This window comes from Megasphaera sp. ASD88 (genome assembly GCF_002287425.1).
GTDB classification, from domain to species: Bacteria; Bacillota; Negativicutes; order Veillonellales; family Megasphaeraceae; genus Megasphaera; species Megasphaera stantonii.
Map to the genome: position 1 here is coordinate 115992 of NZ_NQXW01000001.1, position 19644 is coordinate 135635.

A 19644-nucleotide genomic window follows, 5' to 3' on the forward strand; every position below is an offset into this window, starting at 1 on the left:
CGGTAGCTTATCTTCCGCCCTACGCTCCTTTGAGCTAGTCGTTACACTTTACTTCATAATTTCTAACTTTCCGATATTTACTCAAGGACGAAATTGACAATCCGTATTCTTTCGCCGCAAAACGACAACATTCAAGGATGCTCTGGAAATCTTTAATCTTTTCTCCGTTTTCCCACAACGAGCAGCGAATGAAGTTTCTTACTGGCGACATGGTTTCGTATGACCGCTTGAGATTTTCTTTGCGAGTGACCCAGCGAAGGTTATTCGCATGGTTGTTTCTTATATTTTTGTCTATATGGTCTACCTCTGGTTTGTTTTCTGGATTTGGGACAAACGCTGTTGCTACCAATCTATGTATAGAAAAACGTTTTCCTTTCCCATCTTTCCATAAATTCACATACAAATATTTTGAAGTGGAAGTTGGAGACGCACTAATGAAAATGTTGTTTTTTAAGGAATATACGCGCCCATCATCAGAAACCATGTATGAATCTTCGTACCCTTTTATCGGTAACATATTAGGTAAGTTAGTTATAATAAATCTCCTTTTTATGAAGTCTTAGCACGGTATTGCCTGCTATCTATTGCATAGACCGTAGGTTCTCTTACGAAGTGTATTCGAGCAATAATGCCTTATATAACTTCTACCGTTAGCCCCGTTAGGGACACCTGTAAGCAATACAGTTCACGTGAATTAACATCTATTGTTTCCAATAAACTCGACATAAAATTTATCTGCTGGGGTGACTCGCTCTGGGTTGCAGAACCGTTCAAATAAAAGGTTGTATCGCAGGGGGTCAACTTTGGTGATGCCCATAAAGTAAGCCACATCGCTGCCGCAGACACTCCCACGCCCCATACCAGTGCGGATTCCTTTTTCTTTGCACATGCGTATCATGTCGTCGATGATGCACATGTAATTCAAATAGTCCACTTTCCCAAGCATATCGATTTCGTAGTTGATACGGTCGATATGCTCTTTTTTATTGGTCCATTTGCCGACTTTCTTTTCCATGTAGCCTTCATTGCAGCGTTTACGGATGTAGGCTTCGGGGTCGGCGCAGAAGTTGGGGTAGTGTTGACCACCCACAGGGATTTCCACGTTGCATTTATTCACAATTTCCTTGACGTTGGCATAAAAGCTGTCTACGTCTTCCCTGCTGAACCCATGAAATTCCATCATGTAATCGTCCACTTCTTCGGTACTCATGAGATAGTACGTCTGGGTAGGGTAGTAGTCGCTTTCGTCTCCAAGGTTAAGCCATAAGCGGTGATACGGAGCGTCTTCTTTGCGGACATAGTGGCTGTCCAGCGTGACGATAACTTTGTGACCATGAGCCTTGGCAAATTCATAGGCTTTTCGGTTGTATGCCTTTTGGTCATCCATGTCGTGTGGCTGTACCTCAACGTACAAGTCACGTCCAAAGATACAGGACAGCTCGTGCATGTCTTCCAATGGGTCGTCCTGTCGGAGGATACCGGCAAGGCAAGCGGTAGTGCAAATCAGTCCTTCGTGAAACTCGTCAATGGCTGTCATATTGATTCTGGGCTTCTTGTAGAAGTTTTCATGGGCAAACTTATTGAGCCGCATGAGATTCTTGTAGCCATCAAGGTCTTTTGCAAGAAACAGCATGTGATACATTGTGGATTCCTTGAGGTTGATGTCATGTACGAAATACATTTCGCATCCCAACAGCGGCTTGATTCCTTCCTTTTTGCAGGCTTCGTAGAACTGGAACAGGCCACTGACGGTGCCGTGGTCGGTGAGAGCTAAGGCTTCATAACCAAGCTCTTTGGCTCTCTTTGGCAATTCATTTATGTTCGCATATCCGTCATGGAGGCTATTATCGCCATGGCTATGCAAATTAGCTACAAAGTTCATGCTGTAGTTCCTTCTTCCTTAAAAACAGATTGACAAAATAAAGCTGTCCTTCGCCGGTGACATAGGTTGTGAAGAAGGTGAGAGTGCCATTCGAGCCGACGCGATGGCGTTCGTTGACTCGGAACAGTCCCTTCTCCATAGCAATCTGGGTGGGTCGATTCTTGTCCATCCCAGTCTTCATGAGGTAATCGTTATCTCTCAGCCACTGGAATAACCGCTTTTGACCAATTTCAATTCCGTTCTGCTTGAGAATTTTGGAGAGATTTCCAATGGTGCAGTCGCTTTTTGTGATGCCGACAGCATTGGCGAACAACACCTTCGGCTTGTCTTGCTCGATTTTAAGCTCTGCCTTACGGCGAGCTTCTTTTTCTTTCTTTAATTCTGTCGCAAGGCTAATCAAAAAGTCTGGTTCGGTAATGGCTTTATAGATGGCTTCGTCGGTCATATATGCGCCATGCTTATGAATGGTGGGGAGGACTTCGTCGAAAACCCAACGCTCGAACCTTTCGGCAGCAGGAAGTTTACTACGAATGATTAATCGGTATACGTCACCTTCTGGTATAAATAACATGTTCTGCCTACCACCACTAGTAGGTACTTCCATTTTGGAAACCCCTTTGCAATGTGTATTTACTGCTTTCGAGGGGATGGCATAACCCAAAGCTTTGGCTACATCACTAGCGCAGAACAAGACATTCCCTTGCTCCACGATAGTTCTTACTTGACCGAATTCTTCGTTGTTGAATACTTGCACTTCGTTGTTCATTGGCAGTCACTCCTTTATTCAATAAATGTAACTAATAGATACCTTTATTTATGGCTGGTTTTTAAAGGCATATACTTGACAACCTTAAGCCAGTGTGGCATCCGGCACCGGAGTCCGAGATATACTCATCCCAAAGGAGGCTCCGTAGAGTCGTCCTTGGGTGAGTATTGGGCATCCGTATACCGTCGCCTCGTTATAGCTGCTCTCATACACGCTTCATCGTCCCCAATCTGTCCCGGTTCCTCCACATGTTCCCACGTCCGAAGACGCCAGATTCCCGCCTGACCATTATGCCGTCATCGCCTTAGAGGGAAGCTTTATGAGCAGCACATAGGCCTGTCCGGCGTCACCCGTAACCCTCAGCCAGTTTTTTCTTTCGGTGATAGCGACACCGCTGTTTTTTAGAGTGTTATTCCACTAACCACTTTAGGTTAACTATTTAACTTGAACTGTTGACAGGAAGATTGTACCTCTAAAAATGGCTATCGTCAATAGGGTAAAGCATTATTCTCTTTAGAATAATAAGTAAATTATTCGATTTAGAATAATTATGACGGGTATTGACGAAAAACTTTTCTGGAGGTATGATATATGCGTGCTCAAGTTAACGAGTTAACTTAGCATACAAAAACAATAGAAATGAAAGGGTGAAACAGTATGATTACGCCGAAAGGCAAACTTATGTACGTCCACATCAATGGACGCGAAGAAGAATATCCCAAGGGGAATAAGACGGGTCGCTACACGGCAACGTTGGAGCTTACCGAAGAAAACTACAATCTTGTCAAAGATGAGTTGAACAAGATTTGGGAAGCTTCGGACGAATACAAAGATGTGGCCGAAGTGGTCGAGGTGATGAACCCGAACCTTGGTGTCAAAAAGAAGAAAGATAAAAAGACAGGAGAAATCCATTATCTTCTCAAAGCCAAGCTTACGCGGTTCAAGGTCGATAAGACTACAGGTGAGCAGACAGAACGTTTCGTTACCATTAAGGACGGTGCAAATGTCCGCTTAGCCGACGACACAAAAATCTTCAACGGCAGCGAAGGGCGGTTGATGGTATATCCACGCCCGTACAACTTGGGGGCAAATTATGGCGTTAGCTTGTATTTGCAGGAAATCCAGTTAACCAAAGCAGCTACTGGCAACACCGAGGAATTCCCTATTGACGACGAAGACATCGAAGAAGCACCGTTTTAATCGGGAAGGGGGCTGAATCAACGGCCCTTTGAAATGCCTTGGAAGGACACCTTGTGTGCAACTGACATGCCAGCCTAAAAACGTCATTACACAAACTTACACGCTCCTTTCTTTAAATCTTTCCTTCCAAGGTGTCTCTAAGGGCCGTTCATATGACTCCAGGTGAATTTAGTAAATTAGATATAAAAAAGCAGGCTCACCGGCTAACATTGCTGTACTTCAAAGGGCAATGTTTTCAGCGCGGTAAACCTGTTACTGGTTACTTTCAGTTGCGGTCGACATTCCTTAAAGCCAAGCAAGAGGACTTAACCGAAATGTTCCTTTACTTGTCTGGGACGGACGAACGGCCACCATTGAAAGAACTGTGGAATGGCTGCAAGCTTTGGAACCAAGAAAAAATCCAAAGTCATGCAGTCAGCGATTATGAACCTTTAAGCGTGGAGGAATTATGCCGGGACATGGAATGAAATTTACGCCAGAGAAGAAAGCCGTTGCATGGCTTAATGAAAATAGAAGCATTTACGCCGGCGTTTCCACGGGAATTCGTACCGAAGAACAGCTCCGTGAATGGAAAAAGAAGTGGAAACATGACATGGACACGCCGTTATATCGTAAATTGATGGACGAGCGGTCCGCCCTTGTTTCCATTTCGGACCTTGGAACATGCTACTTCATCGAATCCCTCGCCGCCAAGGCATTCAGTCTTTGGCTTGCGAAAGGGTACTTAAAGTGGCTCTGGGGCCCAACGCAGCGTGTTGAAGCGTTGCACGTTTGGATTCCCATGCGCGGAATTGTTCATTCATTTGCAAGAAAGATGAAAAAAAATTACAACAAAGACGAAGAATTTAATATGAGAAAAGTAAAAAAACATGGGGAGGAAGGGAAACTTGAAAGTAGGCTCAAGAATCAAAAGCAGAAAGTTAAAAGGACTCGCAACCGTAGTCGCACAGCGAGGTTCCGAGATACTCGTTGAATGTGACGACCGGGAAGACGGCAAGTTTGTCGTGTCGGCCTTTAATGGCTATTATGCACGGGATATGAAACGTCGCCTGCGTTGGCTCAAATTGAAAGATGTCGAATTATGGACGTAATCGGTAGCCTGCTTTACAAGATTGATTTACGTGACCTTGTATGTTTCTACACGGAACTGACAGAATCCAGTAACGGCATCGCAAGAGGTAAGTGTCCGATACATCATGGCAACAACCCAACAAGCCTTGCAATATACCCTGATGGTACGTACTATTGCTTTGCTTGTCACTCTACCGGCAACGCTATCAATTTTTATAGCGCGGTTACTGGCTATCCCTTTTATCAGGCCGTTGAGCGACTTTGCGAAGAATACGAAGTGTCAATGGATGATGCGACGTTCAAAGCGCAAAAGGACATCGTTGGGCGAAACACCCAGATGGCCGCGCGATTCAGCCGCTACATCGGACATTTGAGCGACTACTTGATGAAGTCACGAAAGCTGACAGAGGAAACCATCAAAGAGTTTCATTTGGGTTACGACGGTGGAAATTTCCTAATGGAAACACCTGGGCTTATTATCCCAATTCAAGACAAATATGCTCGCATCGTCGGTTTTTCCAAACGTCGCCTCAACGATGGGAAACCTAAGTACCGCAACAGTCCCGATGACGACATTTTCAAGAAGGGTAACATCCTTTTCAATTACCATCGGGCCATTGGGCGCATCAAAGATTGCGGTTGCCTTCATCTTGTTGAGGGTTATATGGATGTTATGTCGGCTCATCAACAGGGGTTGCCATGCGTGGGCTACCTTGGAAGTAAACCGACAAAGCAACAACTATTGATACTTTCAGAGTTGCAGAAGCGTTACCCCGACATGGTAATCTACCTGTCCGTAGATAATCCAAAGGTTGACAAGGAAGGCCGACGGATGCTGCCGAGAATCCGCAACGACATTGTAAAATACGCACCGAACTTGAATGTCCGATGCGTAGTATTCCCGGATGGAGAAGATGATGAGAAATATTGAGGTGTTCGACATTATCATTGACCGTAAGTGTCATGCGTATGTCGTGAAAAATAAGCGTAAAGACCGAAACGGTCATGACATTTTTGATTGTGCGACGACAGGCATACGACCACAAAGCCGTACCATTCAACGCGAAAACATCGTGGCCGTTTTGAACAGTATGAAAGGAGAACCATTTGAATGCGAAAGTTAGCAAGCGTTCAAGTCATTCAGGACTTGACGCCGATTCCGAACGCAGACCGCATTGAGACGGCGCATGTGCTCGGCTGGGAAGCTGTTGTGAAAAAGGGAGATTTCAAGGTAGGTGACAAATGCGTCTACATCGAAATTGACTCGCTACTCCCCGAAGACAACCCTGCGTTTGACTTTCTAAAGGATAGTAAGGGAAAAATCGAAAGAATCCGAACCAAGAAGCTTCGGGGACAGATTAGTCAAGGTTTGATAATGCCTATGTCGATACTGCCGGAAGACCATGAGGTTGGCGACGACGTGACAAAGGTGCTGAAAATCAAGAAGTGGGAGCCGGATTTGTGGAACCGCCCGGCAGATAAACGTCCGAGTCGCCTTGTCCGCAAGTATAGTGGCAAGTGGGCGAACCGCCTCTTGTACAATAAGCCGTGGACGAATTGGTTCAGCAGATACCTTTTCACGCAGACAGCCAAGAGCTTCCCTGACTTCATTAATCGCACTGACGAGACTCGCTGCCAAGCGATGCCAGAAGTTGTTGCTTATTATGCTGGCACTGATTGCGCTGTAACCGAAAAAATGGACGGCAGCTCTATCACTATTTGGTTTGACGATAAGCTCAAATTGCATGTCGCAAGCCGTAACCTTGAGGTGCTTGACACGAGCAATTATTTCTGGAAGGCGGTCATTAACGAGGACATTGAGGATAAGCTTCGGGCTTGCTTTGTAAGCAACCTGGACAAGCTCAAGTGGTTATGCTTGCAGGGGGAACTCTGCGGGCCGAACATTCAGGGCAACAAGTACAAGTTCAAGCAGAAAGGCATTTTCTTTTTCAATATTTTGTACTGCAACCCTGTTCGGTATCTGAGTTTGGCCAACTTGTGTGACCTTACAACCCGCTGCGGACTCAAGACGGTACCTATTTTGGATATGCAATATAAGCTTCCGAGTGACATCGCAAGTATCGTAGACATGTCCAAAGGCGAATCGTATTACGGCAATACGCCGAGGGAAGGTGTGGTTGTCCGTCCAGAGCCGCCTATTATCGACCATAACGGGTTTCCTGGGATGGTTGGCAATCGGGTTTCCTTCAAGGCAATCAACCCTGAATTTCTTTTGAAGTACAAATTGTAGGTGATTTATATGGGGGTCAAAGCTTGGGTGCTTTATATTGCAATGAGCATCCTTGACATAATTTGCATTTTCTTTGCCATCAAGGGAGCGGCGATTTTATTCGGGTTTGAGGGGATTGAACCGTTTGCCTTTGCGGTTGCTGTTGGTTTTGGCGTAAATAATTTCTTGGAGCGTGACAGATTTGGAATGCGAGATTAAACGAGAGTTCCGTGGTGAGGTCAACGGGTATGAGTTTGACAATCAAAACGCATATTTCGCCGTATCGAACATCATAGACACTCTCGAACATAAATTAGGAAGAAAATTTGGTGACTTTGAATTGGCGGCTTTGATTGCTGATGCCTATTTCTTGTATCAAGATTTAGGGCTGTCAGCAGAGAAATTTGAAGATTCCTGCCTTTCAAACATATCTAAGGGTTCTTTAAGGTTTCTACCTAAGAACAAAAAAATTAAAGAATACAACGAATTATTGGGAGGGTTGTTGTCATGATGCGTAAATTTGATGTCGGTGATGATGTCTTTTATAACGGTGAGAGGGCTACGATTATTGGCCTTTATGTTCTTAACGGAAAAGCTAAATACCTCATTGCTGTCGATACAGACCACTCTGTTTTTGCTGCCGAGGATGAATTACTCGGCCTTGACTTAGATAATGGTGTGCTGCGCTTCATTAAGGAAACGTATTCGTTTTTGCAGCACCATGAGGATGTTAAAGGGTTTAGCCTTTCGCTTGGCCCTACAGGAGTCTTGTCGGTAGACATTACAACGAATGTTCAGGGCAACTTTGATTTCGACCTTGATAAATTCGATTATGTGATGGCGACCGAGTACATCAACCGCTTTTTAGATTAATGAAGCGATACATGGTGTATGGTAACATTGCCGTTCCTGTCTACGCCGAGGATGAAGACGAAGCGATGGATAAGGTAGCTGAATGGATTGACGACATTTACGACCGTCATCATGTTGCCGATAGTATTGAACTAACCGGTGCAGAACGGGACTACGATGGTGACTTTGACAAAGAATTATTGAGTTAGGGGGTGATTGCGGTACTTAAAGATTACAATGATTTGCTTAAAAATGGCATAGAGATAGCGTCGTTAAAGACGGTTCCGCTTGATATTGCGGCTCTTGAGATTGAGTTGGACAACTTGAGCGACAAAGAATCTGAGTATCGCAAAGCCTCGGCGTTTTGCCGCACGGTCAAGGACGGCCTGGTCAAGAGCGACATTGCGGAGCTGTTGGCCGACCGATGGAATAAGCCGGTAAAGGAAATTAAACAGTACCTGCAGGTCGACGCTGATTCAGCAGACGAGTTGCTTGCGTTGGCTCACGGTGTAGATGACTGCTTTGCCGACTTCAAGAATTTCCTGTCTGGCGGCGTCATCAACCTTGGGCTTAAATCCATCGACGAGTCCATTGGAGGCATTCAACCTACGGATGTTATTGGCTTGGCTGCATATTCTAATCATGGTAAATCCTTCTTGGCGGCCAAGATTGCGGCTTATCAGCTCGTAAGAGAAAAGCGTAACGTTTTAATTATCTCGCGAGAAATGACCAGAGGGGCATACCTTCAAAGTATTGTCCAAAACATCCTTCACATGCCCAAGCGCAAACTGATGGACTACATCAATACTGACCAAGGGGCAGAACTGTACGGCAAGGTCACGGATGCCCTGTCGAACCGGCTACGGATTGTGGACGAAGGGTGCGGCTCCATCGATGCTATTTGGAAGCTGACACAAGCGTTGAACACGAATGGGTTTCATGTAGATTTCGTCATTGTTGACCATTTTATGCTGCTCGACGGCGTAAGCGAATTTACCAAGTTTGAAGAACAGGCCAACATGATGAAAGCCTTCACGAAGCACTTCAAGGCTCCCTTGTTGATGCTTACTCAGTTCAATGATGCGTCGCTATCGTCTATGTCAAAGAAAAAGACGCCGACGAACAATAACATCAAGGGCAGCAACGCATTTATTGCCGTGTGCGATGTAACGCTTCTTCTCTGGCGACCAGCCTTACTCGAAAACAGTATGGACTCGATAGCCAAGGAAGAAAACAAAGATATTACCTATATTAAAATCAGCAAAAGCAGAAGGGAGTTGGAAGGGCCTGTGCTGTTCAAATATAAGTACAACAAGGATGATTACGGCTTCAATGAAGTGCCGTTAGGAGATTTTTCGGATGATTGAGTTTTTCAAGTGTCCGAATGGCGATAAGGTTCCTGTTAAGGATTGCCTCGCAGGGTGTGACCATCGGTGCCTGACATTGCCAACGTTGATTTTTGCGTCACGGACGCGCAAATGGGACGGCAAGACATTCTCGGTTACGCAGCTTTTACAGCCAACATTGCAGGCCTATTTGAAGTTGACGGTACCAGAGAGTATCAGCCCTATTGATTCTTTGGTGGCAGGTTTAGGAACAGCTGGTCATGCCTTGCTTGAGAATTGTATTCCGCAAGGTTATGTTGGGGAATTCCGAATGATTAACAATAAAGGCACAATCACGGGTCAGCCAGATTTGATTGACCTAAAAAATCGTATTCTTTATGACTACAAATTCGTGAGCGCATTTTCCCTTGCTATGATGCTTGGGTATCACTCCGTTGGTTACTGGCACGAGTTCAAGCGTGGCCCCAAAAAAGGCACGAAAGAATGGCGGTTTAAGTACGAACACGGCGGCAAACCCGACTACCACAACTATGACTATCAACAGAATATGTATCGGCTGCTGTTAAAGGAAAACGGAATAACTATTGACAAAATGATTTTGCAGGTTACGGCCAAGGAGTCAGATGCTCAAATCAAGCAACTTGGTCTTGACCGCAGGACATACCTTATTGAAATTCCCAAGTACGACGATGATGCTGTCTATGCGAAATTCGACGAAGCTTACGATAAGCTAAAGACTGCATTGGACACCCAAACGATGCCACCGATGTGTGACGACACATGGAATGGCCGTCGGTGCAGCGGATATTGTTCCGTAAATGCGCACTGCCCATATTACAAGAAAGGATAATCATGAAGGTTGAACTTGATAGGGAATTTTGGCACAAGATGGCATATCTGTACAGAGAAGGATTGATAAATTATCAATGCCTTTCCTGTGATTATACATGTGGAGCAGACACTTTAGATGAATTAGTAAGCTATTTCCCGCAGCGAGTAAATGACATGTGGAATAAAATCACCAATGTGGTATACCGCCACAGGCACGAGTGTGGTTATGATTCAACCCCCGAAATTAATAAAATTCTTGATGAATGGAAGATTGAGTAAAGAGGGTGAAAGGGAAATGAATATTGTGGTTGCAGGGAGTCGTAGCTTTAACGATTACCAGCTATTGCAAAAAACTTTAAATCGCTATATTAAAAACTTACCTAAACAGCCTATTACGATTATTTCTGGTGGCGCAAAAGGCGCAGACCAATTAGGCGAGAGATACGCCAAAGAACATAAGCTTTCTATCCAGCAATTTCCCCCAGATTGGGACTTGTGGGGTAAAGCTGCTGGCCCAATCCGTAACCGTAAGATGGCTCAAGTGGCAGATGTAATTTTCGTCTTTTGGGATGGCAAGTCAAGGGGTAGTCAAAGTATGATTCAGTGCGCTAAAAACGCAAAAGTCCAGTGTTTTGTGATAAGGAGTTATGGAAATGATTGAGATAAAATCGGACAGCGACCTTACGTTTGTCATTGACGTGCAAAATATGCCTTCGGAATACGACAAGGCGCGGAAGATTAGCGAGGGTATTGCCGAGTTTAAATCTATTAAAAAGTCGTTAGGTGCACTTAAATGTAGCGTAGGGATTTTATATTGAGGTGATTCAATGATTGTGATTAATTTTTTCGGGCCATCATGTAGCGGCAAAAGCACATTAGCCGCAGGGGTGTTTTATCGGCTCAAAAGCTTTGGTTTAAACGCCGAGGTGGCCTTGGAGTACGTCAAAGACAGCGTGTATGATGGCAACCCATATCCCTTCAAAGACCAGATTTATGTTTTTGCTCATCAGCTCAAGCGGTTGCGACAATACGAAGGGAAGGTTGATTATGTCGTCACGGATGCACCTTTGCTACTCTCGCATTCATTTGCAGGCGACAAGGAATGCCAGGCGTTCCATGACCTGATTGACCATGAATGGAAACGATACAATAACGTCAATGTCTTCCTTGATTGGCATAACGTCCCTTACACATCAAGTGGCCGAAAATCAGAGCATGACAACCGAGAGAAATATGCAAAGAAAGTCAAAAAACTCCTTGACGATAGAAACGAAAAATACATCGTTGTACCGAGCGACGGTGACCTTCTTGGTATCGTTGCTTTGATAAGCGACGAAATCGAAAGGGTGGAAAAGGGGGTGGCCGAATGAGTTATCGAACGAATTATGTTGACGAGTTTCTACAGGACAACGGCTTGGAGTATGAGAAGTGGTTTCTCATCGATGAGTTTCCCGGCGTCCATTTCATGATTGATAGATATTATAGGCTCAACATTTCCGACCCAACGGGAACAGTAAGTGGCACACGAATAGATTTTATTTATGACAATCTTTTAGCGGGAATCTATCGCACATCAGCCATAAATGAAGGTATGGACTATCTGCGGAAAATCATTGGTATCAAGGTTGACGAAATTTTTAATGTCGTAAATGGAGATGGAGAGCTTGTTGCTGCCGGAGGGGAACCCTCAAGATACATTATGAAAAACGATAAAATTTTTTATCTCAATGGTAAGAATACCACAATCGCTTGGGGAGTTATGGGAAAGCTTTTAAGTGGAGAATATAGAGCCGCCAAACAGGAGGGTTGTGTATGAAAATCAAAGAGTTGATTGAGTTGCTACAAAAGGCTGACACAGACACAAAATTGTGGGCTGAATCTATTGATGAGCGGTTTGACATCGTTGGGGTCGAGACCGTAACAGAATTGAAACACGGGGAAAAATTTACGAGGATTGTCTTATGTTAATCATTGGGAAAGCCGGCAGCGGCAAAGACACATTTGCGTCCATGTTTCCGCAGCTCAAGAGATACGCATTTGGTGATGAAGTAAAGAAAATAACCAAGATTTGTCAGATTGACGGGGCTAAGGCTGCCCATGATTACGTGCTTGCCAAGACCGGCATTTTGGATTCCGCCGTATATCCTATTTTGGAGTATGCAGCGGCGCACCACGAAGGTGGCAAACAGAGGCATATCCTGCAGGTGGTCGGCCAGGGCTTCCGTAACATTGAACCAAATTTCTGGGTTAATCTGGTTATCGGCAAAATAGCGGCAGACGGAAACCCACCGCATATCATTACAGATTGCCGTTATCGGAATGAATTCGACGCCTTCAAGGATGAAATTTCAGTCTTCCTTTACGCGTCCCGCAAGACTCGCCTACGCAGACTCAAGGCAAGGGACGGTACGGTTTCATGGAAAGACTTGTCTCATCGGTCCGAGACAGAAATTAACGAATTTTGCGACCTCTGCACGTATCGTATCGACAACAGCCGAGACAGCTTGCAAGAGCTGCGCCACAAAGCCGAGGCGATTATGCGCAAAGAAGGCGAGCTGTATTAGACGTAAGCCAAACGGTTCCCTTCCGGGATGGAATGAAGTCCGCATGGTTGTTTGGAACCGTGACAAGTGGTGTGTCATTTGCGGAAAACGCGGCGAAGAAGTCCATCATGTGACGTTTCGCTCGCAAGGCGGTAAAGACGTGTCGGACAATTTGGTGCTACTTTGTAGGAATTGTCACAAGGCAATCCATAACGACTATGCGACAGCTGATATGAATCGCCGAGGAATTCACAATAAGACAGAAGCCACGGAATATTTACGTCGGTATATAAAGAATAAATTATGGAGGTGTTCGATTTAGTGACGGTAAATTTACGGCCAAGAAAGCGAGACAAAACCAAAAAGGGAGCCGCCAAAATCGCTGATTTGGTAGCATGTGCTGCATCGGGTTTATTCCTTTGCGTTGTTGGTTTAGTTTTGTTGCTGATTGGTCTTGTTGTTCAGGTTTTGCCGATTGCGATTGTTGTCGGCGTGGTTTGTTTAATCATCAAGTGCTGTTTCTTTGGTGGCCTGCCGTGGTAAATAGCAAAGCCAAGGGCAAAAGAGCAGAACTTGCCATTGCCCATTATTTTCAGGGACATGGGTTCCCTGATGCTCACCGAACGGCTCAAGTTATGGGCAAGACTGGCGGTTGCGCTGACGTAGAAGGTGTTCCGGGAATCCACATCGAGGTCAAGCATAACGAACACTTGAATCTTTATGATGCGATTGACCAAGCGGTTCGTGACAGCGAAGCCAATGGGAACGGGAATGTCCCTACGGTCTTCCACAAGAAGAACGGTAAAGAATGGCTTGTGACAATGCGCCTTGATGATTGGTTCGGATTATATGAACGATGGAAAGGTGATAGTACCAATGCACAGTAAAGCATTGACCCTTGGGAGCCTGTTTGACGGCTTGGGTGGGTGGCAAATTGCTGCCGTAAGGGCAAACGTTACGCCACTCTGGTCAAGTGAAATAGAAAAATTTCCCTTGACGTTGACTAAGATTAGGTTTCCAGAGACGGAGCAGTTGGGCGACATTACAAAGATTGACGGGAGCCAAATTGAGCCGGTTGATATTTTGACTATGGGAAGCCCATGCCAAAATTTGTCCGTTTCAGGCAACAGGAAGGGATTGAACGGTAACGAATCGTGTTTATTTAGAGAGGGGATTAGAATTGCAAGAGAAATGCGTAAGGCAACCAACGGGGTGTATCCCAGATACATTGTTTGGGAAAATGTTCCCGGAGCCTTCTCCACTAACAAAGGGGCTGACTTTAGAGCTGTGCTGGAAGAAATCACAGAAACCGAAATTCCAATGCCTCGTAGCGGGAAATGGGCAACAGCTGGACTGGTTAGAAGCCCTGAGTGTACAGTCGGATGGCGAACATTGGACGCCCAGTATTGGGGAGTCGCCCAACGTCGCCGTAGAATCTTCCTTGTCGCAGATTATCGTGACGGGGGGGGGGCTGCGTTGAGGAAATACTTTTTAAGCCCGAAAGCCTGTCAGGGAATCCTGCGCCGAGCCAAGACGAAAGGGAAAACGTTGCCGGACATCCTGACAAAAGCTTTGGAATCGCAAGCTGCGACCCTTGGTGTATAGCCGGTAACATAATCGGTCGCAATGACTGCAACGGCGGCAATCAACTAGGTGTTCAAAAGGATAAAAGCTACACTTTAACGACACAGGATAGGCATGCTGTTGTTTATGACATGGGGCATCCTTGTGACGTTATCAGGGAATTTCGGCGCGTGTCTCCTACATTATTGAGTGCTATGGGAACACACGGGAATAGAGTGCCTTTGGTTCTAAATGACCAAGGCGGAGAATCTATAGGGGTTAGCCATGGGGTTACAGCCACTCTCAGGGCAAGCGAACATGGTCATCAACCAGTTATCGTCCAGGCTGATTCGTTTAGCAGTTTTAGCGATACTGGCGTGGCAAGTTCACTCAAAGCCAGCGGCGGTGTCCTTGGGGGAGGCTCAGAAAACCTTGTCACAGGGAATGAGGAAGTTTGCCCAGTGGTGCGCAAGCTAACTCCCTTGGAATGTGAGCGGCTACAGGGGCTACCAGATAATTGGACACTGATTGACGATAAAAGTTGCAGCGATTCGGCTCGATATAAAGCTATTGGGAACGGCATGGCACAACCTTGTGCAGACTTTATTATTGCCAGAATCGCAGAAGTAGAAAGGAAATATGAAGGAAATTAAAAGGAGCAATGTTCCTTGTTGGGGAAATGAGCAGAATCCCTTCCATGTCAACGAAATGGACGATACGATTTCACAAGTCAATTCGATTGACACGAGTATTGCAGAAGTTAATTCGTTGCCGTGGACGTGGAAGCCTGACCCAAGTCTAACACCCACAGAACTTATTGATTCGTGGAAGAATTTCCAAACCACTCTTAATGGAGCAGTAGAGAAACAGAAAAAGGAACAAGCGGCTAAGAAGACAGAAAGACTAAAAGAAAGGAAAGTGTTAGGGATGAACAAAAGCAGTGTCGAGTACGCAAATAAATTGAAACGATTTTTGAAGTATAAAGAGTACGATAAAGACACGCTGAAGCTGCTTGGAGTTATTGCAACTCGTAGCAGTGAAAAGCATACGAAATTGGATAGCGAAATTAAGAATGCCATTGTTGAGCTTGAATGTAGGCTTAACGACAGCACATGGCTCGTTAATCAAGCAAGAATGATTGGGAAGGGGATTCACTAAATGGCAGTGGCAAGAAAGACAGAAACAACCAATGAAACTGAACCGATTGAAGTCAAGGTAAAGCTCTTGCGGGATGGCGCACAGATGCCCGTAAAGAAGGATGGCGACGCGGCTTTTGATTTCTTTGCCGCTGAGGATATCCGCATTTCCCCAAGATGTGCAGGCGTCCCGGTTCCTACGGGCGTTGCCATTGAAATGCCTAAAGGGTATTACATGGAACTGTTCATGCGGTCGTCTTACGGAGCCAAGAAGCAGCTGCGGTTGAGCAACTGCGTGGGAGTTATTGACAATTCTTACCGTGGCGAAATCAAAGGTTTATTTGACAACCATAGCGTAGAAACTGACTTTATCCGCAAGGGTGAACGGTTCATGCAGGGGATTATCAAAAAGGAAACCCCTGCGAATCTGGTCTTGGTTGATAAGTTATCGGAAACAGACCGTGGCGACGGTGGCTTTGGGAGCACCGGTAAGTAGTGTACGGCATTATTTATGCTGACCCACCGTGGCCTATCACGATGGCAAATCCTAGGAACTCAAAGAAAAATCTCATCCCTGAGCTACCATATAAAACCATGAGCGTTGATGATTGCTTTGCGGCGATTGACCCATTTCTGCAACAGGCGAACGATAAGCACAACGTTTTCATCTGGGCGGTCGATAAGTTCTTGTGGGATGCTGAACAGCAAATGAAAAATCGTGGCTACAAGTTGCACGCTCGTATGATTTGGGACAAGGGCAATGGGTTCCCGGCGGCGTTTACCATAAGGCCAAGTCATGAATATTTGCTATGGTTTTACAAGCCGGGGCATTTGCTAAAACCTCGGAAGGAAGTCCAAGGCAAGTACACAACGGTCTTTTATGAGCCAAGTACGGTCCATAGCAAGAAACCCATTGCCGCATATAAAATGCTTGAAGATATGTTCCCAGATGTGACCAAAATCGAGCTGTTCGCAAGGAACACTCGTGATGGTTGGCAGTCTTGGGGTAACGAAGTAGGGAAGTACAATTAGGAGGGTATCATGTACAAAGATAAAGATTTTGCAAGTTGGGCAGCCGAAGATTTTCTGGAAGCTTATGATGATGGATATGAATTTAATGAAGACAAGATTCGCCAGTTAGCATGGGGCGACATTGGCTTTGGGGAAATGATTACACAAGAAGAAGGTGACAGCGGACGTTGGGAACGGTACATGACGACAATTCTTAAAATTAAAGATAGATACTTTGCCGTAGGGTGGGAATCTGGTCTTACGGAATGCCAAGAAAATTACTACGATGGTCCGGTATATGAGGTTAAGCAGGTCAAGAAAATGGTTGAGATTACCGAATGGGTTGGGGTAAAAGCAGATGCCGAACATGAAGATTAAATATTTCCCTTATAATGTCTGCGCTACGGAAATCCGATGCGACATCATAGATGGCCGTGTCTATAATGTCGAATTTGATGGCGGCTGCGCAGGAAACCATTTTGGGATTGCACGATTGGTTGAAGGGATGAAGGTCGAAGATGTTATCCATAAGCTCAGTGGTGTTCGTTGTGGTAGCAGAAAGACATCCTGCCCCGACCAGTTAGCGGAGGCATTGATAGAGCGATATGGGGAAGTTTAAGCTACCTGTCGTTTCCGAAGGGGTTACGCTGACCGAAATCCCGAAACATTTGGCGGTATACTTTGAGATTGGCAACTGTACCCTTCATTGCAAAGGGTGTCATAGCAAGCATCTGTGGGACTCGATGAAGGGTGACTGCACAGATTCGTTAGATGATATCATGTATTACATCGACAGATATTATGAGACAGGAGCCAATGCGATTTTGTTTATGGGTGGTCTTCGTAGTTCCAATGTGCCGCCATTAAAGTTTATAACCTGTATTTTGCGCCCGTTGTATGAAAAAGGGTATGACATTGGTCTGTATGATGGCGGCGAGTGGGACGGATGGATAGAAAAGGCTTCCCGGTATTGTAAATGGGTCAAGGTAGGGCCTTATATTGAGAAATTAGGAGGCCTTGACAATTCCACAACAAATCAGCGGTTTTACGAAAAGATTGACGGAAAATTCGTGGACAAGACTGCCGATTATTTCCAGAAGGGAGAATAAACTTGGTTATTACGAAATATTACATCGCAAATTGTTTCCATTGCAAGCATATTGAACAAACATTTGCGGATTTAAAGAAACAGTTTGAGTGCGAACAAATTAAATTCCGTGAAGTGTTCGTTGCCGGCGAATCTGATTTGACCCGCAAATTGAAGCTTCACATCTTTCCGGCGGTTATTATTACAGATAATGAAGGCAACACATTAGAAAGAGTAGAAGGTGTGATTCTTCCTAAAGAATTGAAAAAGATGGTAGAAGGGGCGGTTCGTTCAGTTAATGACTAACAAAAAACAATACTTCAACTGGCTCACAGCAGACCAGATTCAAAAGAAAATTGATTTTATCAAGTTTTATGTGGGACAGGAAAATAACGCATCGGCGTCTTTGGTTGACCCAAATTCCAATGTGTCCGAAAAGAATATGGGGACGTTGGTTTCGGAAATGTACAAATTCGAGAACATTCAGGTTAGCCGAAAAATCATTCAAGATAAGCTGCGGGAATTGTTTGGTGACGACCTTGCAGAGCAGTACAACAAAGACATTGAGTCTCATCTTTTATACTGTCACGATGAGACTTTAGCGGCGTTCCTTCCGTATTGTGCAAGTGTTACCATGTACCCCTTCCTTTTGGGCGGTACAAAATGTATCGGCGGCACTAGTAAAGCCCCTACAAATCTTCAAAGTTTCTGTGGTTCCTTTGTCAATTTGGTATACCAGTTGGCGACAAATTGGGCTGGAGCCACGGCGACGGTCGAGTTCCTTATGTACTTTGATTATTTCGCACGTAAAGAATACGGAAATGATTACCTTGTGACTAACCCGAAAGAAATTGCTCAAGAATTTCAAGGTGTCGTGTATGCGTTAAACCAACCGGCGGCAGCACGAGGCAACCAATCTGTGTTTTGGAACATCAGTGTATTCGATAAATTTTATTTCGATTCTATTTTTGGCGGGTTTAAATTCCCCGATGGAGACGAACCAAACTACGACAACCTTGCAGCCTTGCAAAAGTTTTTCATGGATTGGTTCCGAGAAGAACGAAAGAAAGAGCTTCTAACGTACCCGGTCTTGACAGCGGCTATTTTAGTAGATGAAGAGGGAAACCCTCGCGACGATGATTTCGTCGAGTTCTTGGCTGACGAAATGTCGAAAGGTTTAAGTTTCTTCCTCTATGAGTCCAAGAGTGCCGACTCGCTTGCGTCGTGTTGCCGGTTGCGTAACGAATTGGCCGACAACGAATTTTCGTACACTTTGGGCGCAGGTGGGGTAAGCACTGGTTCTTTCCGGGTCATCACGGTCAATATGAATCGGTATGTCCAGATGTACGAAAAAGATTTACCATTTAGTGGCCTGATTGAGCGAATTCATAAATACCTTGTGGCTCACCGGGAGGTTATCAAATGGTATGTCGGTAAAGGCATGCTTCCGGCTTACACTGCCCAGTTTATTAATTTGGACACCCAGTTTGGCACCATTGGTATCAACGGCATGTTAGAAGCTATGGAGTTTAAGGGCTATTCTCCTACAAAAGATATGGATGCTTACCAAAATGCTGTGGCTACGTATCTCAAAGTTATCTACGATTCCAACAGTAAAGACCGCATTAAGTACGGATTCCGATTTAACACAGAATTTGTCCCCGCCGAGGGATTGGGTGTTAAAAATGCCCAGTGGGACAAACATGACGGCTTAGTGGTGCCGAGAGACTGCTACAATAGCTATTTCTTCCCTGTAGAAGATAACTCACTGAACATTTTGGATAAACTGATTCTTCATAGCAACAAGACCACACAATACCTTGATGGTGGTAGTGCATGTCACCTCAATATTGCCCAGTTGCTCAGCAAAGAACAGGCATTACAGCTTATCAAGGTAGCTGGCATATTGAACGTGAACTACTGGACATATAATTGCCTAGTTACGATTTGCAATGATTGTGGTTACATCAACGTCAACACCGAAGACCATTGTATCAAGTGTGGCTCCAAGAATGTTGATTATGGCACGAGAGTTATTGGCTACTTAAAGAGAATTAGTTCCTACTCCAAGGAACGTATGATGGAAGCCTCTAAACGTTTCTATGTAAAAGTAAAGAAGGAGTAGG

The 19644-nt window shown here is 45.0% G+C and carries 34 protein-coding genes; 31 read left to right on the forward strand and 3 right to left on the reverse strand.

Features of this window, described 5'->3' with window-relative positions; all coding sequences use genetic code 11:
• Nucleotides 1-34: 34 nt before the first annotated feature.
• The 3 genes from CJ260_RS00585 to CJ260_RS00595 form a co-directional block, all read right to left on the reverse strand.
• Nucleotides 35-517, reverse strand: coding sequence for an NUMOD4 motif-containing HNH endonuclease (locus tag CJ260_RS00585; RefSeq protein WP_095628747.1), 483 nt, complete (start codon nucleotides 515-517; stop codon nucleotides 35-37).
• 177 nt (nucleotides 518-694) lie between these two features.
• Nucleotides 695-1882, reverse strand: a complete 1188-nt coding sequence (locus tag CJ260_RS00590) for a PHP domain-containing protein (RefSeq protein ID WP_095628748.1) — start codon at nucleotides 1880-1882, stop codon at nucleotides 695-697.
• Nucleotides 1866-2648, reverse strand: a complete 783-nt coding sequence (locus tag CJ260_RS00595) for a phage antirepressor (protein WP_095628749.1) — start codon at nucleotides 2646-2648, stop codon at nucleotides 1866-1868. Before CJ260_RS00595 ends, CJ260_RS00590 begins: the two co-directional genes overlap by 17 nt.
• 657 nt (nucleotides 2649-3305) lie before the next feature.
• On the opposite strand from CJ260_RS00595, the gene CJ260_RS00600 reads away from it, so the two are divergent.
• The 31 genes from CJ260_RS00600 (at nucleotide 3306) to nrdD (ending at nucleotide 19643) form a co-directional block, all read left to right on the forward strand.
• The gene (locus CJ260_RS00600; protein WP_095628750.1) at nucleotides 3306-3848 is read left to right on the forward strand and encodes a hypothetical protein; all 543 of its coding nucleotides are present in this window, start codon (nucleotides 3306-3308) and stop codon (nucleotides 3846-3848) included.
• A gap of 152 nt (nucleotides 3849-4000) precedes the next feature.
• Complete coding sequence (locus CJ260_RS00605; RefSeq protein ID WP_095628751.1) at nucleotides 4001-4315, forward strand: hypothetical protein; 315 nt, start codon at nucleotides 4001-4003, stop codon at nucleotides 4313-4315.
• Nucleotides 4312-4821, forward strand: coding sequence for a hypothetical protein (locus CJ260_RS00610; RefSeq protein WP_095628752.1), 510 nt, complete (start codon nucleotides 4312-4314; stop codon nucleotides 4819-4821). The genes CJ260_RS00605 and CJ260_RS00610 overlap by 4 nt, the downstream gene beginning before the upstream one ends.
• A gap of 108 nt (nucleotides 4822-4929) precedes the next feature.
• Entirely contained in the window at nucleotides 4930-5850 is a 921-nt protein-coding gene (locus CJ260_RS00615) for a CHC2 zinc finger domain-containing protein (RefSeq protein WP_095628753.1), read from the forward strand.
• A gap of 180 nt (nucleotides 5851-6030) precedes the next feature.
• Nucleotides 6031-7170 carry an RNA ligase family protein gene (locus CJ260_RS00625; RefSeq protein WP_095628755.1) on the forward strand — a complete coding sequence of 380 codons (1140 nt, stop codon included), beginning with the start codon at nucleotides 6031-6033 and terminating at the stop codon, nucleotides 7168-7170.
• A 9-nt stretch (nucleotides 7171-7179) separates the two neighbouring features.
• Nucleotides 7180-7368, forward strand: coding sequence for a hypothetical protein (locus tag CJ260_RS00630; protein ID WP_095628756.1), 189 nt, complete (start codon nucleotides 7180-7182; stop codon nucleotides 7366-7368).
• Nucleotides 7352-7660 (forward strand): hypothetical protein, encoded by a 309-nt coding sequence (locus CJ260_RS00635; protein ID WP_095628757.1) that lies wholly within the window; start codon nucleotides 7352-7354, stop codon nucleotides 7658-7660. Before CJ260_RS00630 ends, CJ260_RS00635 begins: the two co-directional genes overlap by 17 nt.
• The gene (locus CJ260_RS00640; RefSeq protein ID WP_095628758.1) at nucleotides 7657-8022 is read left to right on the forward strand and encodes a hypothetical protein; all 366 of its coding nucleotides are present in this window, start codon (nucleotides 7657-7659) and stop codon (nucleotides 8020-8022) included. The genes CJ260_RS00635 and CJ260_RS00640 overlap by 4 nt, the downstream gene beginning before the upstream one ends.
• A complete protein-coding gene (locus CJ260_RS12730) occupies nucleotides 8022-8210 on the forward strand; it encodes a hypothetical protein (protein ID WP_233127847.1) in 189 nt (62 codons plus the stop codon). Before CJ260_RS00640 ends, CJ260_RS12730 begins: the two co-directional genes overlap by 1 nt.
• A 3-nt stretch (nucleotides 8211-8213) precedes the next feature.
• On the forward strand, nucleotides 8214-9368 hold the full coding sequence (locus CJ260_RS00645) for a DnaB-like helicase C-terminal domain-containing protein (RefSeq protein ID WP_095628759.1): 1155 nt from the start codon (nucleotides 8214-8216) through the stop codon (nucleotides 9366-9368).
• The gene (locus CJ260_RS00650; RefSeq protein WP_095628760.1) at nucleotides 9361-10197 is read left to right on the forward strand and encodes a hypothetical protein; all 837 of its coding nucleotides are present in this window, start codon (nucleotides 9361-9363) and stop codon (nucleotides 10195-10197) included. Before CJ260_RS00645 ends, CJ260_RS00650 begins: the two co-directional genes overlap by 8 nt.
• A gap of 2 nt (nucleotides 10198-10199) precedes the next feature.
• Complete coding sequence (locus CJ260_RS00655) at nucleotides 10200-10457, forward strand: hypothetical protein (protein ID WP_095628761.1); 258 nt, start codon at nucleotides 10200-10202, stop codon at nucleotides 10455-10457.
• Nucleotides 10458-10473: 16 nt separating this feature from the next.
• Nucleotides 10474-10839 (forward strand): DUF2493 domain-containing protein, encoded by a 366-nt coding sequence (locus CJ260_RS00660; RefSeq protein ID WP_095628762.1) that lies wholly within the window; start codon nucleotides 10474-10476, stop codon nucleotides 10837-10839.
• Nucleotides 10832-10996, forward strand: coding sequence for a hypothetical protein (locus CJ260_RS12735; RefSeq protein ID WP_158221339.1), 165 nt, complete (start codon nucleotides 10832-10834; stop codon nucleotides 10994-10996). The genes CJ260_RS00660 and CJ260_RS12735 overlap by 8 nt, the downstream gene beginning before the upstream one ends.
• A gap of 9 nt (nucleotides 10997-11005) precedes the next feature.
• Nucleotides 11006-11548 (forward strand): AAA family ATPase, encoded by a 543-nt coding sequence (locus tag CJ260_RS00665; RefSeq protein WP_095628763.1) that lies wholly within the window; start codon nucleotides 11006-11008, stop codon nucleotides 11546-11548.
• Nucleotides 11545-11994: a hypothetical protein gene (locus CJ260_RS00670; protein ID WP_095628764.1), complete on the forward strand. Its 450-nt coding sequence runs from the start codon at nucleotides 11545-11547 to the stop codon at nucleotides 11992-11994. Before CJ260_RS00665 ends, CJ260_RS00670 begins: the two co-directional genes overlap by 4 nt.
• Complete coding sequence (locus CJ260_RS12740) at nucleotides 11991-12146, forward strand: hypothetical protein (protein ID WP_158221340.1); 156 nt, start codon at nucleotides 11991-11993, stop codon at nucleotides 12144-12146. Before CJ260_RS00670 ends, CJ260_RS12740 begins: the two co-directional genes overlap by 4 nt.
• Nucleotides 12140-12742: a hypothetical protein gene (locus CJ260_RS12745; RefSeq protein WP_158221341.1), complete on the forward strand. Its 603-nt coding sequence runs from the start codon at nucleotides 12140-12142 to the stop codon at nucleotides 12740-12742. Before CJ260_RS12740 ends, CJ260_RS12745 begins: the two co-directional genes overlap by 7 nt.
• A gap of 43 nt (nucleotides 12743-12785) precedes the next feature.
• Entirely contained in the window at nucleotides 12786-13043 is a 258-nt protein-coding gene (locus CJ260_RS13385) for an HNH endonuclease (RefSeq protein ID WP_158221342.1), read from the forward strand.
• A complete protein-coding gene (locus CJ260_RS00685; protein WP_143747658.1) occupies nucleotides 13025-13264 on the forward strand; it encodes a hypothetical protein in 240 nt (79 codons plus the stop codon). Before CJ260_RS13385 ends, CJ260_RS00685 begins: the two co-directional genes overlap by 19 nt.
• Nucleotides 13258-13608, forward strand: a complete 351-nt coding sequence (locus CJ260_RS00690) for a hypothetical protein (protein ID WP_095628768.1) — start codon at nucleotides 13258-13260, stop codon at nucleotides 13606-13608. The genes CJ260_RS00685 and CJ260_RS00690 overlap by 7 nt, the downstream gene beginning before the upstream one ends.
• On the forward strand, nucleotides 13553-14326 hold the full coding sequence (locus CJ260_RS12885; protein ID WP_233127848.1) for a DNA cytosine methyltransferase: 774 nt from the start codon (nucleotides 13553-13555) through the stop codon (nucleotides 14324-14326). The genes CJ260_RS00690 and CJ260_RS12885 overlap by 56 nt, the downstream gene beginning before the upstream one ends.
• 200 nt (nucleotides 14327-14526) lie before the next feature.
• Nucleotides 14527-14937: a DNA cytosine methyltransferase gene (locus CJ260_RS12890; RefSeq protein WP_198947359.1), complete on the forward strand. Its 411-nt coding sequence runs from the start codon at nucleotides 14527-14529 to the stop codon at nucleotides 14935-14937.
• The gene (locus tag CJ260_RS00700) at nucleotides 14924-15442 is read left to right on the forward strand and encodes a hypothetical protein (RefSeq protein WP_095628769.1); all 519 of its coding nucleotides are present in this window, start codon (nucleotides 14924-14926) and stop codon (nucleotides 15440-15442) included. The genes CJ260_RS12890 and CJ260_RS00700 overlap by 14 nt, the downstream gene beginning before the upstream one ends.
• The gene (locus CJ260_RS00705; protein ID WP_095628770.1) at nucleotides 15443-15916 is read left to right on the forward strand and encodes a dUTP diphosphatase; all 474 of its coding nucleotides are present in this window, start codon (nucleotides 15443-15445) and stop codon (nucleotides 15914-15916) included.
• Nucleotides 15916-16452: an MT-A70 family methyltransferase gene (locus CJ260_RS00710; RefSeq protein WP_095628771.1), complete on the forward strand. Its 537-nt coding sequence runs from the start codon at nucleotides 15916-15918 to the stop codon at nucleotides 16450-16452. The genes CJ260_RS00705 and CJ260_RS00710 overlap by 1 nt, the downstream gene beginning before the upstream one ends.
• Before the next feature lie 9 nt (nucleotides 16453-16461).
• Nucleotides 16462-16809, forward strand: a complete 348-nt coding sequence (locus tag CJ260_RS00715; RefSeq protein WP_095628772.1) for a hypothetical protein — start codon at nucleotides 16462-16464, stop codon at nucleotides 16807-16809.
• Nucleotides 16799-17050 carry a TIGR03905 family TSCPD domain-containing protein gene (locus CJ260_RS00720; protein WP_095628773.1) on the forward strand — a complete coding sequence of 84 codons (252 nt, stop codon included), beginning with the start codon at nucleotides 16799-16801 and terminating at the stop codon, nucleotides 17048-17050. The genes CJ260_RS00715 and CJ260_RS00720 overlap by 11 nt, the downstream gene beginning before the upstream one ends.
• On the forward strand, nucleotides 17037-17540 hold the full coding sequence (locus CJ260_RS00725) for a 4Fe-4S cluster-binding domain-containing protein (RefSeq protein WP_095628774.1): 504 nt from the start codon (nucleotides 17037-17039) through the stop codon (nucleotides 17538-17540). The genes CJ260_RS00720 and CJ260_RS00725 overlap by 14 nt, the downstream gene beginning before the upstream one ends.
• A 2-nt stretch (nucleotides 17541-17542) precedes the next feature.
• Nucleotides 17543-17824 carry a thioredoxin domain-containing protein gene (locus CJ260_RS00730; RefSeq protein ID WP_158221343.1) on the forward strand — a complete coding sequence of 94 codons (282 nt, stop codon included), beginning with the start codon at nucleotides 17543-17545 and terminating at the stop codon, nucleotides 17822-17824.
• On the forward strand, nucleotides 17817-19643 hold the full coding sequence (gene nrdD / locus CJ260_RS00735; protein WP_095628776.1) for an anaerobic ribonucleoside-triphosphate reductase: 1827 nt from the start codon (nucleotides 17817-17819) through the stop codon (nucleotides 19641-19643). Before CJ260_RS00730 ends, nrdD begins: the two co-directional genes overlap by 8 nt.
• The last annotated feature ends 1 nt before the right edge of the window (nucleotide 19644 follow it).

What these genes read in the sequence shown, in the direction of transcription:
- CJ260_RS00585 (WP_095628747.1), bottom strand. Translation starts at nt 517, where the DNA reads ATGTTACCGATAAAAGGGTACGAAGATTCATACATGGTTTCTGATGAT.
- CJ260_RS00590 (WP_095628748.1), bottom strand. Translation starts at nt 1,882, where the DNA reads ATGAACTTTGTAGCTAATTTGCATAGCCATGGCGATAATAGCCTCCAT.
- CJ260_RS00595 (WP_095628749.1), bottom strand. Translation starts at nt 2,648, where the DNA reads ATGAACAACGAAGTGCAAGTATTCAACAACGAAGAATTCGGTCAAGTA.
- CJ260_RS00600 (WP_095628750.1), top strand. Translation starts at nt 3,306, where the DNA reads ATGATTACGCCGAAAGGCAAACTTATGTACGTCCACATCAATGGACGC.
- CJ260_RS00605 (WP_095628751.1), top strand. Translation starts at nt 4,001, where the DNA reads ATGACTCCAGGTGAATTTAGTAAATTAGATATAAAAAAGCAGGCTCAC.
- CJ260_RS00610 (WP_095628752.1), top strand. Translation starts at nt 4,312, where the DNA reads ATGAAATTTACGCCAGAGAAGAAAGCCGTTGCATGGCTTAATGAAAAT.
- CJ260_RS00615 (WP_095628753.1), top strand. Translation starts at nt 4,930, where the DNA reads ATGGACGTAATCGGTAGCCTGCTTTACAAGATTGATTTACGTGACCTT.
- CJ260_RS00625 (WP_095628755.1), top strand. Translation starts at nt 6,031, where the DNA reads ATGCGAAAGTTAGCAAGCGTTCAAGTCATTCAGGACTTGACGCCGATT.
- CJ260_RS00630 (WP_095628756.1), top strand. Translation starts at nt 7,180, where the DNA reads ATGGGGGTCAAAGCTTGGGTGCTTTATATTGCAATGAGCATCCTTGAC.
- CJ260_RS00640 (WP_095628758.1), top strand. Translation starts at nt 7,657, where the DNA reads ATGATGCGTAAATTTGATGTCGGTGATGATGTCTTTTATAACGGTGAG.
- CJ260_RS12730 (WP_233127847.1), top strand. Translation starts at nt 8,022, where the DNA reads ATGAAGCGATACATGGTGTATGGTAACATTGCCGTTCCTGTCTACGCC.
- CJ260_RS00650 (WP_095628760.1), top strand. Translation starts at nt 9,361, where the DNA reads ATGATTGAGTTTTTCAAGTGTCCGAATGGCGATAAGGTTCCTGTTAAG.
- CJ260_RS00655 (WP_095628761.1), top strand. Translation starts at nt 10,200, where the DNA reads ATGAAGGTTGAACTTGATAGGGAATTTTGGCACAAGATGGCATATCTG.
- CJ260_RS00660 (WP_095628762.1), top strand. Translation starts at nt 10,474, where the DNA reads ATGAATATTGTGGTTGCAGGGAGTCGTAGCTTTAACGATTACCAGCTA.
- CJ260_RS12735 (WP_158221339.1), top strand. Translation starts at nt 10,832, where the DNA reads ATGATTGAGATAAAATCGGACAGCGACCTTACGTTTGTCATTGACGTG.
- CJ260_RS00665 (WP_095628763.1), top strand. Translation starts at nt 11,006, where the DNA reads ATGATTGTGATTAATTTTTTCGGGCCATCATGTAGCGGCAAAAGCACA.
- CJ260_RS00670 (WP_095628764.1), top strand. Translation starts at nt 11,545, where the DNA reads ATGAGTTATCGAACGAATTATGTTGACGAGTTTCTACAGGACAACGGC.
- CJ260_RS12740 (WP_158221340.1), top strand. Translation starts at nt 11,991, where the DNA reads ATGAAAATCAAAGAGTTGATTGAGTTGCTACAAAAGGCTGACACAGAC.
- CJ260_RS12745 (WP_158221341.1), top strand. Translation starts at nt 12,140, where the DNA reads ATGTTAATCATTGGGAAAGCCGGCAGCGGCAAAGACACATTTGCGTCC.
- CJ260_RS13385 (WP_158221342.1), top strand. Translation starts at nt 12,786, where the DNA reads ATGGTTGTTTGGAACCGTGACAAGTGGTGTGTCATTTGCGGAAAACGC.
- CJ260_RS00685 (WP_143747658.1), top strand. Translation starts at nt 13,025, where the DNA reads ATGGAGGTGTTCGATTTAGTGACGGTAAATTTACGGCCAAGAAAGCGA.
- CJ260_RS12885 (WP_233127848.1), top strand. Translation starts at nt 13,553, where the DNA reads ATGATTGGTTCGGATTATATGAACGATGGAAAGGTGATAGTACCAATG.
- CJ260_RS00700 (WP_095628769.1), top strand. Translation starts at nt 14,924, where the DNA reads ATGAAGGAAATTAAAAGGAGCAATGTTCCTTGTTGGGGAAATGAGCAG.
- CJ260_RS00705 (WP_095628770.1), top strand. Translation starts at nt 15,443, where the DNA reads ATGGCAGTGGCAAGAAAGACAGAAACAACCAATGAAACTGAACCGATT.
- CJ260_RS00715 (WP_095628772.1), top strand. Translation starts at nt 16,462, where the DNA reads ATGTACAAAGATAAAGATTTTGCAAGTTGGGCAGCCGAAGATTTTCTG.
- CJ260_RS00720 (WP_095628773.1), top strand. Translation starts at nt 16,799, where the DNA reads ATGAAGATTAAATATTTCCCTTATAATGTCTGCGCTACGGAAATCCGA.
- CJ260_RS00725 (WP_095628774.1), top strand. Translation starts at nt 17,037, where the DNA reads ATGGGGAAGTTTAAGCTACCTGTCGTTTCCGAAGGGGTTACGCTGACC.
- nrdD (WP_095628776.1), top strand. Translation starts at nt 17,817, where the DNA reads ATGACTAACAAAAAACAATACTTCAACTGGCTCACAGCAGACCAGATT.